Source organism: Telluria mixta (assembly GCF_029223865.1).
Classification (GTDB): Bacteria; Pseudomonadota; Gammaproteobacteria; order Burkholderiales; family Burkholderiaceae_D; genus Telluria; species Telluria mixta.
This window is the reverse complement of sequence record NZ_CP119520.1, coordinates 6,675,539-6,688,368: the sequence shown is the minus strand read 5'-3', so window position 1 is coordinate 6,688,368 and position 12,830 is coordinate 6,675,539. Positions and strand designations below refer to the sequence as shown.

The following is a 12,830-nucleotide window of genomic DNA, read 5'->3' as shown; positions in this document are numbered from 1 at the left end:
CTGGACTAGAAAAATGTGATTTCTTCGGCCTGCTGGGGCGCGGGTTTCGTGGTGCTCTTGTGGAGCGTGCGTTCCTCGGCCATCGCGTAGGTGCTTTCGAGTTCGGCCAGCAGGCTGCGGGCATCGAGGGTGCCCAGTTTGTCGCTGTGCGGTTGTTCGTCCAGCCAGGAGGGCAGGCGGGCGATGTTCTCGCGGACGTGCGACAGGATCTGGCTGACGCGGTCCTGGAACTGCAGCTGCACGATCGCGTCGCCCACTTCGGCCTGGATGCCGGCGCTCTCGCGCTGGAGCAGGTCGGAGGACGCCACGAGGGCATCGGTGACGCCGCGCAGCGAGCCGAGGACGTTGCCGATCATCTGTTCCGACGCCTGCACGGCGCGCGTCTCCTCGCGCATCGACTCGCCCGCCGCGCGGCACGTGGTATCGATGGCGGCGCTGATGCGGCCGACCTGTTCGGCGATGTGCTTGCCCGCGTCGGCCGAGCGGTTCGACAGCATGCGCACCTCGTTCGCGACGACCGCGAAGCCGCGTCCCGCCTCGCCCGCGCGCGCCGCCTCGATGGCCGCGTTCAGCGCCAGCAGGTTGGTCTGCCATGCGATGCTGGCGACGTCCGCCGCCATCGTCTGCAGCGTCGCCGTGACTTCCTGCAGGCCTTCGATCTTCTGCAGCATCTGCTGCTTGCTCGCGGCGGCGCCGGCCAGCATGTCCAGCAGCGAGCGCAATTCGGTTTCGCTGGCCGCGAACGCGGCGACGATGTTGTCGCCGTTGCGCGCGGTGCCCGAGGCGTCCAGCGCCTGGCCGAGGCGGGTGACGATGCCGGAGAAGCGTTCGACGAGGGCGACGACGGCCGTCTCCATCTGGTCGCGCGACGCGTCGATGTGCGACGTCCACACGCCGGCCACATCGGTGCAGAACGCGCGGCCGCTGGCGGCGAGATCGGCGTCGGCGGATGGGTCTGCCTGCGGCGCGGAAGCGCGCAGTGCGGCGAACGCGCCGCCGGCCAGGAGGAGGGCGGCAAACAGCCAGCCATGCCACTGCCAGCCGGCCAGCGGGACGATGACGCAAGACGCGGCCACGGCCACGATCAGCGGGGAATAGGTTTGCAGGGGGCGTAGTCGCAGCACGCGGCGCTCCGTCGATGTTTGGATGGGTTTCGTGTTTGCGGTATTTGTGAACCGCAACGGTGCTGATAATGTCAGATGAAGTTGCCGTGTCGCAAGCTTTATGCCGTGAAATGTCACAAATAAGAGGTGAAAACAACAGAACATTGAGGCATGGCTAACACATTGTGACAAAACGACTTTTCTATCAATTATGCGTTTTTGATCCAATGCTAAGTGTCGGAAATAACATCATTACTGTTAGATCATTTAACAATGCAATCGTCATCGATGCTTTTTAGCCTTCGCTACAGCCGAAGTCTAACGCCGGAATTGCCGGATTGCGGGACCGCGCTCCGCCCACTACCATCGTGACATGAACACAATGATTCCCACGTTTGCGGCAGGCATGGTGGCCGGTGCGATGAATGCGCTGGCGGGCGGCGGTTCGTTCGTCAGCCTGCCGGCGCTGATCGCGGCCGGGGTGCCTCCGGTGCAGGCGAATACGTCGAGTACGGTCGCGCTGTTTCCAGGCGGACTGGCCAGCGCGTGGGCCTACCGTGACGGCCTGGGACCGGTGGGCACCGTGCCGCTGCGCGCGCTGCTGGCCGCGACGTTGTGCGGCGGCCTGGTCGGCGCCGTGCTGTTGCTGCGCACGTCATCCGGCGCGTTCACGTTCGTACTGCCGTGGCTCCTGCTGGTGGCATCCATCGCGCTCGCGTTCGGACGGCGCATCGGCGACGCCCTGCGTGCGCGCTGGCGCATCCATGCGCGCGCCGTGCTGGCCGTGCAGTTCGCCCTGGGCGTGTACGGCGGCTATTTCGGCGGGGCGGTGGGGATCATGATGATCGCGATGTGGGGCCTGCTCGACAACCGCGATTTGAAACTGTTGAATGCGCCGCGCACGTTGCTGGTCAGCGCGGCGAACGCGGTGGCCGTGCTCGCATTCATCGCGGCCGGCGCGGTGCGCTGGCCGGAGACGCTGGCGATGCTGGCGGGCGCGATGCTGGGGGGCTACGGCGGCGCGCATATCGGACGGCGGGCGCCGCCGGGCGTCATCCGCGCCGTCACGCTGTGCGCGACGACCGCCATCACGCTCGCCTTTTTCGTGAAAACCTACTTTGTGTGAGGACACCATGCTGCAGGCATTGCTCGCAACCATAGGCGTGCTGGCCATCGCGGCCAGCATCGCCGCCAAGTTCGTCAGGCTGCCGGTCAGCGCTTCAGCTGCGACAGGTCGCGCACGGCGCCGCGATCGGCCGACGTGGTCAGGGCCGCGTAGGCACGCAGCGCCTGCGAGACTGCGCGCTCGCGGTTGACCGGCTGCCACGCGGCGTCGCCGCGGGCCTCCATCGTGGCGCGGCGGTGCGCCATTTCCTCGGCCGACACGCGCAGGTTGATGGTGCGGTTCGGGATGTCGATGTCGATCGTGTCGCCTTCCTCGACGAGGCCGATCGCGCCGCCTTCCGCCGCTTCCGGCGAGGCGTGGCCGATCACCAGGCCCGACGAGCCGCCGGAGAAGCGGCCGTCCGTGAACAGCGCGCACGCCTTGCCGAGACCTTTCGACTTGATGTACGACGTCGGGTACAGCATCTCCTGCATGCCCGGACCGCCTTTCGGGCCTTCGTAGCGGATGATGACGACGTCGCCCGCGTGGACGGTGTCGCCCAGGATGCCTTCGACCGCGGCGTCCTGGCTTTCGAACACGCGCGCTTTACCCGAGAATTTCAGAATGCTTTCGTCGACGCCGGCCGTCTTCACGATGCAGCCCTTCTCGGCGATGTTCCCGTACAGGACCGCGAGGCCGCCGTCCTGCGAGTACGCGTGCGCGCGGTCGCGGATGCAGCCTTCGGCGCGATCGAGGTCGGCGCTGTCGAAGCGCTCGGCCTGCGAGAACGCGACCTGCGTCGGCACGCCGCCCGGCGCGGCGCGGAACAGCGTGTGCACGGCCTGGTCGTCGCTGCGCTTGATGTCGTATTTCTCGATCGCGTCGCCCAGGGTCGGGGAGTGCACGGTCGGCAGCGAGGTGTCGAGCAGGCCGGCGCGGGCCAGTTCGCCGAGGATGGCGATGATGCCGCCGGCGCGGTGCACGTCTTCGATGTGGTATTTGTTCGTCATCGGCGCGACCTTGCACAGGCACGGCACGTTGCGCGAGATGCGGTCGATGTCGGCCATCGTGAATTCCACGCCCGCTTCGTGCGCGGCGGCCAGCAGGTGCAGCACGGTGTTGGTCGAGCCGCCCATCGACACGTCCAGCGCCATCGCGTTTTCAAAAGCGGCCTTGGAAGCGATGGAGCGCGGCAGCACCGAGTAGTCGTCCTGCTCGTAGTGGCGCTTCGCCACTTCCACGATCAGGCGCCCGGCGCGCAGGAACAGTTCCTTGCGGTCGGCGTGCGTGGCGAGGATCGTACCGTTACCCGGCAGCGACAGGCCCAGCGCCTCGGTCAGGCAGTTCATCGAGTTCGCCGTGAACATGCCGGAGCAGGAACCGCAGGTGGGGCAGGCCGAACGCTCGACTTCCGCCACGTCGGCGTCGGAGATCTTGGCGTCGCCCGCCTGGATCATCGCGTCGACGAGGTCCAGCTTGATGATCTTCTTGTCGTTGTTGACGACCTTGACCACCTTGCCCGCTTCCATCGGGCCGCCCGACACGAACACGGTCGGGATGTTGATGCGCATGGCGGCCATCAGCATGCCCGGGGTGATCTTGTCGCAGTTCGAGATGCAGACCATCGCGTCGGCGCAGTGGGCATTGACCATGTACTCGACGGAGTCGGCGATCAGGTCGCGCGACGGCAGCGAATACAGCATGCCGCCGTGGCCCATCGCGATGCCGTCGTCGACGGCGATGGTATTGAATTCCTTGGCAACGCCGCCCGCCGCTTCGATTTCGCGCGCCACCAGCTGGCCCAGGTCCTTCAGGTGTACGTGGCCCGGCACGAACTGCGTGAACGAGTTGACGACGGCGATGATCGGTTTCTCGAAGTCGCCATCCTTCATGCCGGTCGCGCGCCACAGGGCGCGGGCGCCCGCCATGTTGCGGCCTTGGGTCGTGGTACGGGAACGGTAAGTGGGCATGGTGTCTCCTCGGGAAATCGCAAAACCCTTAGAGTGCCGTGGGTATGGCAAGTTGTCCAATATATGATTCGGTGGGCTGTGATTCGCATTTCATATCAGTTACACTAAGGCATGCTGATCCGAACCATCGTGAATGCCGGGCTGCGACGCGTCTTGAAGCCCTTGTGGAACGACATCCCGTCCGTCGGCCGTATGCGCGCGGCGTATCAACGCATCGACCGCCTGGGAACGCTCGGCAGGCGGCCCGTGCGCGTTCATGTCGCCGACGTCGGCGGCGTGGGCGTCGAATGGATCGGCCAGCCCGACGCGGCCCGCGACGGCGTCATCCTGTATCTCCACGGCGGCGGTTTCGCGGTGCGCGCCGCGGCGGCGGATCGCCGCTACTGTGCCGGCCTGGCGCGCCGTACCGGCCGCCCCGTCGTGTCGGTGCCGTACCGGCTCGCGCCCGAGTGTCCGTTTCCGGCCGGCCTGGACGACTGCTGCGCCGTCTACGCGGGCCTGCTGGCTGCCGGCATCCCGCCGCACAGGATCGTCGTGATCGGCCATTCCGCCGGCGCGAACCTGGCGCTCGTGCTGCTGATGCGGGCGCGCGACAACGGTTGGCCCCAGCCGGCGGGCTGCGTCCTGCTGTCGGCGCCGACCGACCTGACGGCCGGCAGTCCGTCCGCCATCGCCAACGCCGCGTGCGACAGCATGCAGGGACCGAACATCTGGCCATGGGTGAGGATGACTTACCTGGGCGCCGTCGCGCCGGATCATCCGGACGTGTCGCCGCTGTTCGGCGACTGGGCCGGTCTCGCACCGCTCCACTTCCACGTGTCCGACACCGAGATCATCCTCGACGACAGCAGGCGGGCGGTCGAGCGCGCGCGTCGGGCCGGCAACCGCGTGACGCTCTCCGTCTGGCACGACATGCCCCACAGCTTTTATTACATGAACGCGCTGCGCGAAGCGTGGCGCTGCCGCGCCGAGGTGGTCGCGTTCATCGGCGCGGCTTTGCGGGCATAAAAAAAGGCAGCCCGCAGGCTGCCTTTCCTTTAAGCGAGGTCGCTTACCACCACATGCCGTAGATGGTTGCCAGCACCACGCAGATGACGGCCGAGCCGAGGGCAAACGCGCCGTCGACCTTGAACAGCTTGGTGTCGACGATCAGCGCCTTGACCTTGCCGCGGGCGAACACGGTGCTGAGCAGGACCATGCCGGCGACGACCAGCCAGAACACGATGAACATGCGGTCCAGGAACGGGATCTCGTACACGCCGGAGCCATTGTCATGGGCGAAGCCGATCGGCGCGAGGAAGGACAGGTCCATCATCGTCGGCAGGAACTTCAGGATGATCGAGAACACGAGGCCGCCCACCGTCGCGAACATCGCGGCGCTGGACGTCGTCTTTTTCCAGAAGAAGCCCAGCAGGAACATGGCCAGGATGCCCGGCGAGACGAAGCCCGTGTATTCCTGGATGTACTGGAAGCCGCCCTTCTTGTCGATGCCCATCAGCGGGGCGATCACGACGGCCAGCAGCATCGACACGATGACGGTCATGCGGCCGATCCACACCATTTTCTTCTCGGTGACGTCCGGATGCAGGCGCTTCTGGTAGATGTCGAGGGTGAAGATCGTGGCGATCGAATTGGCCTTGCCGGCCAGCGACGCGACGACGGCGGCGGTCAGTGCCGCGAACGCGATGCCTTTCAGGCCCGACGGCAGCAGTGCCAGCAGGGTGGGGTAGGCGCGGTCCGGATTCAGCTCGCCGCCGACGCGCATCGCGTCGCCCAGCACGCCGGAACGGTCCAGCGCGAACGCGGCGATACCCGGCATGACGACGATGATCGGCATCAGCAGTTTCAGGAACGCGGCGAACAGCAGGCCTTTGCGGGCGGTCGGCAGGTCGGCGCCCAGCGCGCGCTGCGTGATGTACTGGTTGCAGCCCCAGTAGTTCAGGTTCACGATCCACATGCCGCCGATCAGGGTCGACAGGCCCGGCAGGTCCATGTAGTTCGGGTTGTCGCGGCCCAGCACCATTTCGAAGTGGTCGCGGGTCGAGGCGTACAGCGTGGAGAAGCCTTGCAGCGCGCCGTGGCCGTTGCCGAGTTTCGCGACCAGGTCCAGCGCCAGCCACGTGGTCACGAGGCCGCCGATGACGAGGCAGGTCACCTGGATGACGTCCGTGTAGCCGATGACCTTCATGCCGCCCAGGGTGATGATGGCGGCGAAGACGGCGAGGAACAGCATGCAGGGCAGCACGCCGATGCCGGTGACGCTGCCGATGGCCAGCGCGCCCAGGTACAGGATCGAGGTGAGATTCACGACGACGTACAGGCCGAGCCAGAACAGCGCCATCGTCGTGGCGACGGCCTTGCCGTAGCGCTGTTCGAGGAACTGCGGCATCGTGTAGATGTGGTTCTTCAGGTAGACCGGCATGAAGAACACGGCGACGATGACGAGCGTGGCGGCGGCCATCAGTTCGTACACGGCGATGGCCATGCCGATGCGGAAGCCCGACCCGCTCATGCCGATGAACTGCTCGGCGGAGATGTTGGATGCGATCAGCGACGCGCCGATGGCCCACCAGGTGAGGGAGCCTTCGGCCAGGAAGTAGTCGTGCGAGGCGGACGTGTTCGCGCTCTTCTTGCGGCGGTAGACCCACAGGCCGTAGCCGGCGACGACGACGAAGTAGAACAGGAAGACAATAGTGTCCAGGCGGGAGATCAGGTTCATGAGCGTTGTCTCGTATAACGGACGGTGCTCGAACGAGGCACCATCCGCTGGTTGTTATATCGTCCGCCGGAACCGGCGGCGCCGGCTCCGAACTTCCAATCTACAAGAGATTATCGGAAACGCTCAAGAAATGCTATTCCGAAAAGTGCTTTTTACACACTTTTATAACACAATTTGTTTGCGCAAACATTGCGCACGACGCCCGGAGGCGCCATGTCAGGGATAAAGATCAGCCGACGACCAGCGCCCGGCTGCCGGACGGACGGCGCGCCGCGTCTTCCAGCTTGAACACGCTGACCAGGTGGTCGAGCGCCTCGGCCTGTTCGTGCAGGCTCTGGGCCGCCGTCGCGGCCTCTTCGACGAGGCCGGCGTTCTGCTGGGTGACGGTATCCATCTGCGAGACGGCCTTGTTGACCTGCTCGATGCCGGCACGCTGTTCGCGGCCGGCGTGGCTGATCTCGACCATCAGCTCGTGCATCTGCTGCACGGTCTGCAGCACTTCGCGCATCGTGGCGCCGGCTTCCGAGACGAGACCCGCACCGGTTTCCACCTGCTGGACGGAGGCGCCGATCAGTTCCTTGATTTCCTTGGCGGCCGCGGCCGAACGCTGGGCCAGCGTACGCACTTCGCCCGCCACGACGGCGAAGCCGCGGCCCTGTTCGCCGGCGCGCGCCGCTTCCACGGCGGCGTTCAGCGCGAGGATGTTGGTCTGGAATGCGATGCCGTCGATGACGGCGATGATGTCGACGATCTTCTGCGACGATGCGTGGATCGAGCCCATCGTGTCGACGACGCGCGCGACGGCCGTGCTGCCCTGCTGGGCGACGCCGGCGGCCGTGTCGGCGAGGGCGTTGGCCTGGTTCGCGTGTTCGGCGTTGTTGCGTACGGTCGCCGTCAGTTCTTCCATCGAGGCGGCCGTCTGCTGCAGCGCGCTGGCCTGCTGCTCGGTGCGCGAGGACAGGTCCAGGTTGCCGGCGGCGATCTGCGTGGAGGCGCTGGAGATCGTGTCGGTGGCGGCGCGCACGTTGCCGACGATGTGGGCCAGGTTGCCCTGCATCGCCTTCATCGCGGCGAGCAGGCTGGATTGGTCGCCGGGGCGGGTCTGCACGTCCATCGACAGGTCGCCGGCCGCGATGTGCTTGACGATGTCGGTCGCGTAATCCGGCTCGCCGCCCAGGCGGCGCATCAGCCAGCGCGTGAGCAGCGTGGCGCCGGCGGCACCCACCAGCACGCAGCCGCAGACGAGCGTCATGATCAGCACGCGCGATGCCTCGTAGCGGTGCGAGCCCTCGAGGGCGGCGGCGCGGCCGCCTGCCGTGTAGTTGTCGACGGCCTTGTCGATGTTGGCGCGGATGGCGACGATCAGCTTGTTCGATTCGCCGCGGATCAGCGTCTTGGCCAGGACGTCATCGTTCTGGCGCGAGGCGGCGCGGATCTTGGCGTCTTCCGCCATGTAGCGTTGCCACATGTCGAGGAATTCCGCGTAGCTCTGCTTTTCTTCCGGCGATTCGAGCAGCTTGACGTAGTCGTCCTGCATCCGCTGCAGGTCTTCCAGGTCCTTTGCGATCACTTTGTCATACTTGTCCATCTCGGACGGGTCGCTGGAGATAATGTATTGCAGCTCGCGCGTACGGATGCGGGCGACCTGGGACTTGATGTCTTCGATGACGCGGATGCCCGGCATCCAGTGACTCGACAGGCGCAGCGAGGTTTCGTTGACTTTGGCCAGCTGGTGGATCGAGATGGCGCCGACCAGCACGGTGAGTGCGAGGACGGCGGCGAACGTAATGCCCAGCTTGCTCGCCAGGCGGAGGCGGTTGAACCAGTTCATCGGCACCTTTTCAAGGTAAAGTTTCCACAAACCAATGATGATAACCGACATTCAACGTTGATGTCATGCAATCTGGTTATACGTATATTCCACACTTCAATGACTTGTTGCAAATGCTTGCCGCCCAGCAGTGACGTTGCAATAAATTTCCGTGTGGAAAAATTCGCTACCGTGGGTTACAATGCCCGGTTACCGTCGTTCCGCTTCCACCCAATCCCGCCGTGTTGCCCCGAGATCCCAACACCCCCAGTCTGACCATCGACCGCCGCCGCGCCGAATTCGCGGACCGGACCAGCGAGGTGCGCTTCATCCGCCACTTCCTGCCCGAGCGGAACGCCCAGCTGAAGGCCAGCCTGCTGTTCGCGGCCGCGTTCTACGTCGCGTTCGGCGCCACCGACTTCGCCACCCTGGGCGATACGGCCATCGCGTGGATGCTCATGGGCCTGCGCGTCGCCGTGGCGTTCGTCGGCCTGGGCTGCTTCGCGGCCATCGTCCGCCGGCCGAAGTCCGTACGCGTGTCGATCCGCGCCGCGTGTACCTTGCTCGTCGCCGCGCTGGCCGTGTTCATGGTCGTGTGCTGGTTCCAGCCGCAGGTGCTGGCGTGGAATGCGATGTCGCAGGCGCTGATCCTGATGGCGGTCTACGTCAATTTCCCCAACCGTTTTATGTACGCGGTGGCGATCGGCGTCGGGTCCAGCATCGTGTTCGCCGCCATGCTGGCCGTCCAGGGCAACCTGCGGGCGGACGATCTGCTGACGCTCGTGCTGCTGCTCGTGATGGGCAATGCGCTCGGCTGCATCGCCGCGCGCCGCTTCCACGTCGCGCAACGCGAACAGTTCCGCGCCTCGATCCTGCTGCAGCAGCTGGCCGACCGCGATCCGCTGACGGGCTGCTACAACCGCCGCTTCCTGCAAAAGGGCCTGCTCAACGCGGAGCTGGAGCGCACGCGCCGCTACGGCACGCCGCTGTCGGTGGTCCTGTGCGACATCGATTACTTCAAGCGCATCAACGACACGTACGGCCATGCGGCCGGCGACCAGGTGCTCGCGGATTTCGCCGGCCTGCTGCTCACGCTCACGCGCGACACGGTCGACAGCGTGGTCCGCTACGGCGGCGAGGAATTCCTGCTCGTGCTGCCGCAGACGGACCTCGCGGGCGCGCAGGCGCTCGCGGAACGCATCCGCGCGGCCTTCGCCGACGCGCCCGGCGCGTCCATCAAGGCGACGGCCAGCTTCGGCATCGCGTCCGTGCCCGCGCAGACGGCGGCGCCGCCCGCATCGTCCGAGGCGCTGATCGGCGCCGCGGATGCGCAGCTGTATGCCGCCAAACGGGGCGGGCGCAACACCGTGTGCGCCACGATCGCCGGCCGCTGAATCAGCGGCCGCCGGCCGCGCGCAGACGGTACCAGGCCATCCCGATCAATTCATACGTCGCATACCACGAGCGGCGCATGCCTTCGGCGCTGGGGAACCACGTATGCACCGACAGCGGTTGCTGGCTGAAGAACATCGTCGGCGCGCTGACGACATCCAGTCCGGCGCGCTCGAACACGGCGCGGGCGCGCGGCATGTGCATGGCGTCGGTCACGAGCAGGATCCGATGGATGCCCTGCGCCCGCAGGATGGCGGCGCTGAACGCCGCGTTCTCGGCCGTATTGTTCGAGCGGCCCTCGAGCCATTGCACCGGCACGCCGAAATCCTCGCGCAGCGCGGCGGCCATGCACTCGGCTTCCGACGACGCGCGGTCCCCGGCGACGCCGCTGCTCACGTTGCCGCCGCTGGCGAGGATGGGCAATCCCGTTTTGCGCTGCAGGTGAGCCGCGTAGCGCAGACGCGCCAGGCCGGTGTAGTCCGGGATGTCGCGGTTCCCGTATTCGGGGGCATGCCGCAGGCGTCCTGCCGCCAGCACGACGATCGCCTGCGCGCCGGCGCGCTCGGGTTCCGTCAGCGGGGCGGTCATCCGCTCCAGCGGCGCGACGAGGAGCCGCGCGCCGCCTGTCGTCGACAGGAATGTCAGTAGGACGAACCCGGTGCCGGCGACCATGCGGCCGGCGCGCGGCCGGCGGCGCCACAGCAGCAGGCCGATGACGATGACGAGGAACAGGCTGGAGGGAGGCAGGATGAGGTCGCGCGGGATCTGGTTGACGACGTCGAGCAGCGGTGCAAAGGTCATGGATCGTGGGCGTAATGGTGGCGCCCGGAGTAGACCGCAGCCGGGCCGCCGCGTCAAGCGCCGCCGCTACGTTCACTTTTTGTCGCCGGGCAAGATGGTACTGAGCACCTGCTTCGCCACGCCGGCCAGCATCGAGCCTTCGCTCGGGTCGCCTTTTGCAATCGTGGTCATGAAATGTTTCGCCTGCTCCAGCGTGATATGGGAGGGCAGTGGCGGGACGTCCGGGTCCGTCTTGAATTCGAGCACGACGGGACGGTCGGCCGCCAGCGCCTCGCGCCACGCTTCGCCCACCTGGTCCGGATCGTTGCAGAAAATGCCTTTCAGGCCGATCAACTCCCCGAAGCGGTGGTAAGGAACGTCGGGGATCTGCTGCGTCGCCTCGAACTTTGGATTGCCTTCCATGACGCGCTGTTCCCACGTGACCTGGTTCAGGTCCTGGTTGTTGAAGACGCACACGATCCAGCGCGGGTCCTTCCACCGCTTCCAGTACTTGGCCACGGTGATCAGCTCGGCCATGTTATTCATCTGCATCGCGCCGTCGCCGACCAGGGCGATCACGGGGCGGTCCGGGTGCGCGAACTTGGCGGCGATCGCATACGGCACGGCGGCACCCATCGACGCAAGCCCGCCGGACAGCGAGTACATCTGGCCCCGCTGCACCTTGAGGTCGCGCGCATACCAGTTCGCGCAGGAGCCGGAATCGCTCGTGACGATGGCGTCGCGCGACAAGAGCGGCGACAGTTCGTGGCACACGCGCTGTGGATTGATGGGATTCGCGGACGCCAGCGCCCGTTCTTCCAGCGTCTTGTACGAGTCGCGCACTTCCTTCTCGATCTTCGCGCGCCAGTCGGTGTCGGTCTTTTCCTTCAGCAGCGGCAGCAGCAGGCGCAGGGTCTCGGCGCTGTCGCCGTGCAGGTTGACCTCGGCCGGAAAGCGTATGCTCAGCATCGTCGGGTCGATATCGATCTGCACCGCGCGCGCCTTGCCTTCCTTCGGCAGGAATTCCGCGTACGGGAAGCCCGTGCCGATCAGCAGCAAGGTGTCGCAATCGCTCATCAGCTCCCAGCTGGCCTTGGTGCCGAGGATGCCGATGGAGCCCGTCACCCACGGCAGGTGGTCGGGCAGGGCGGCCTTGCCCAGCAGGGCCTTCGCGCAGCCGGCCTTCAGGCGCTCGGCCACGGCGATGACTTCGTCGGTGGCGTTCAGCGCGCCCGCGCCGACGAGGATCGCCACCTTGCTGCCCGCGTTCAGCACATCGGCCGCGCGCTGCAGGTCCGCTTCGTACGGGACCACGCGCGGCTTCGTGTAGCCGATGCCGGAAAACACGGAGCCGTGCTTGCGCGGCGGGTCTTCGTAAGGCTTTTCCTGCAGGTCGTTCGGCAGCACGAGGACGCTGACGCCGTTGCGGCCCAGCGCCGTGCGCATGGCGCGGTCGAGCAGGTGGCGCACCTGCGACGGCTGGCTCGCCTCGTAGACATAGTCGGCCACGTCCTGGAACAGGCGGTCCAGGTTCAGCTCCTGCTGGTAATGCGCGCCGCGCGCCGTCGACGGCGCCTGGCCGCAGATCGCGAGCACCGGCACGTGGTCGCACCTGGCGTCGTACAGGCCCGTCACGAGGTGGGCCGCGCCGGGGCCGCCCGTCGACAGGCACACGCCCGGCTCGCCCGTGAACTTGGCGTGCGCGACGGCCATGAACGCGGCCATTTCCTCGTGCCGCACCTGGATGAACTGGATCTTGCCCTCCGCGCGGTCCAGCGCGCCCAGCACCCCGTTGATGCCGTCGCCGGGGTAGCCGAAGATGGTACGGACGCCCCATTCATACAGGCGTTCGACGAAGAAGTCGCCTACGGATTTGCTCATGTCGTGTCCTCGCTGGATGCAATGCGATGCACGGCAAGCTTAGCACCGGGCGTCGACGAGGCTCGTCACG

Annotated in this window: 9 protein-coding genes; 3 read left to right on the top strand and 6 right to left on the bottom strand. The window is 66.4% G+C overall.

The features are described from left to right. Positions 1-5 precede the first annotated feature (5 nt). A complete protein-coding gene (locus P0M04_RS29440; RefSeq protein ID WP_259450096.1) occupies positions 6-1,124 on the bottom strand; it encodes a methyl-accepting chemotaxis protein in 1,119 nt (372 codons plus the stop codon). Between the two features lie 352 nt (positions 1,125-1,476). On the opposite strand from P0M04_RS29440, the gene P0M04_RS29435 reads away from it, so the two are divergent. After that, entirely contained in the window at positions 1,477-2,229 is a 753-nt protein-coding gene (locus P0M04_RS29435) for a sulfite exporter TauE/SafE family protein (protein ID WP_259450095.1), read from the top strand. Positions 2,230-2,315: 86 nt separating this feature from the next. Here the strand turns inward: P0M04_RS29435 and ilvD are convergent, their stop codons facing one another. Continuing rightward, positions 2,316-4,178: a dihydroxy-acid dehydratase gene (gene ilvD, locus P0M04_RS29430; RefSeq protein ID WP_259450094.1), complete on the bottom strand. Its 1,863-nt coding sequence runs from the start codon at positions 4,176-4,178 to the stop codon at positions 2,316-2,318. 111 nt (positions 4,179-4,289) lie between these two features. Here ilvD and P0M04_RS29425 point away from each other — a divergent pair, with 111 nt between their 5' ends. Next, a complete protein-coding gene (locus tag P0M04_RS29425) occupies positions 4,290-5,186 on the top strand; it encodes an alpha/beta hydrolase (protein WP_259450093.1) in 897 nt (298 codons plus the stop codon). Between the two features lie 43 nt (positions 5,187-5,229). Here P0M04_RS29425 and P0M04_RS29420 read toward each other — a convergent pair whose 3' ends face one another. Both P0M04_RS29420 and P0M04_RS29415 read right to left on the bottom strand, forming a co-directional pair. Further along, on the bottom strand, positions 5,230-6,897 hold the full coding sequence (locus P0M04_RS29420; RefSeq protein ID WP_281042155.1) for a sodium:solute symporter family transporter: 1,668 nt from the start codon (positions 6,895-6,897) through the stop codon (positions 5,230-5,232). Between the two features lie 229 nt (positions 6,898-7,126). Next, positions 7,127-8,728: a methyl-accepting chemotaxis protein gene (locus tag P0M04_RS29415; protein ID WP_281042154.1), complete on the bottom strand. Its 1,602-nt coding sequence runs from the start codon at positions 8,726-8,728 to the stop codon at positions 7,127-7,129. A 221-nt stretch (positions 8,729-8,949) separates the two neighbouring features. Here P0M04_RS29415 and P0M04_RS29410 point away from each other — a divergent pair, with 221 nt between their 5' ends. Further along, positions 8,950-10,101, top strand: a complete 1,152-nt coding sequence (locus tag P0M04_RS29410) for a GGDEF domain-containing protein (RefSeq protein ID WP_259452873.1) — start codon at positions 8,950-8,952, stop codon at positions 10,099-10,101. 1 nt (position 10,102) lies between these two features. On the opposite strand, the gene P0M04_RS29405 is transcribed toward P0M04_RS29410, so the two are convergent. After that, positions 10,103-10,900 carry a YdcF family protein gene (locus P0M04_RS29405; protein ID WP_259452872.1) on the bottom strand — a complete coding sequence of 266 codons (798 nt, stop codon included), beginning with the start codon at positions 10,898-10,900 and terminating at the stop codon, positions 10,103-10,105. 72 nt (positions 10,901-10,972) lie between these two features. Beyond that, complete coding sequence (locus tag P0M04_RS29400; RefSeq protein ID WP_259452871.1) at positions 10,973-12,760, bottom strand: thiamine pyrophosphate-requiring protein; 1,788 nt, start codon at positions 12,758-12,760, stop codon at positions 10,973-10,975. Between the last annotated feature and the right edge of the window lie 70 nt (positions 12,761-12,830).

Bases quoted from the DNA above. Each gene is read 5' to 3' on its own strand.
- P0M04_RS29435 (WP_259450095.1), top strand. From the start codon at position 1,477: ATGAACACAATGATTCCCACGTTTGCGGCAGGCATGGTGGCCGGTGCG.
- ilvD (WP_259450094.1), bottom strand. From the start codon at position 4,178: ATGCCCACTTACCGTTCCCGTACCACGACCCAAGGCCGCAACATGGCG.
- P0M04_RS29425 (WP_259450093.1), top strand. From the start codon at position 4,290: ATGCTGATCCGAACCATCGTGAATGCCGGGCTGCGACGCGTCTTGAAG.
- P0M04_RS29420 (WP_281042155.1), bottom strand. From the start codon at position 6,897: ATGAACCTGATCTCCCGCCTGGACACTATTGTCTTCCTGTTCTACTTC.
- P0M04_RS29415 (WP_281042154.1), bottom strand. From the start codon at position 8,728: ATGAACTGGTTCAACCGCCTCCGCCTGGCGAGCAAGCTGGGCATTACG.
- P0M04_RS29405 (WP_259452872.1), bottom strand. From the start codon at position 10,900: ATGACCTTTGCACCGCTGCTCGACGTCGTCAACCAGATCCCGCGCGAC.
- P0M04_RS29400 (WP_259452871.1), bottom strand. From the start codon at position 12,760: ATGAGCAAATCCGTAGGCGACTTCTTCGTCGAACGCCTGTATGAATGG.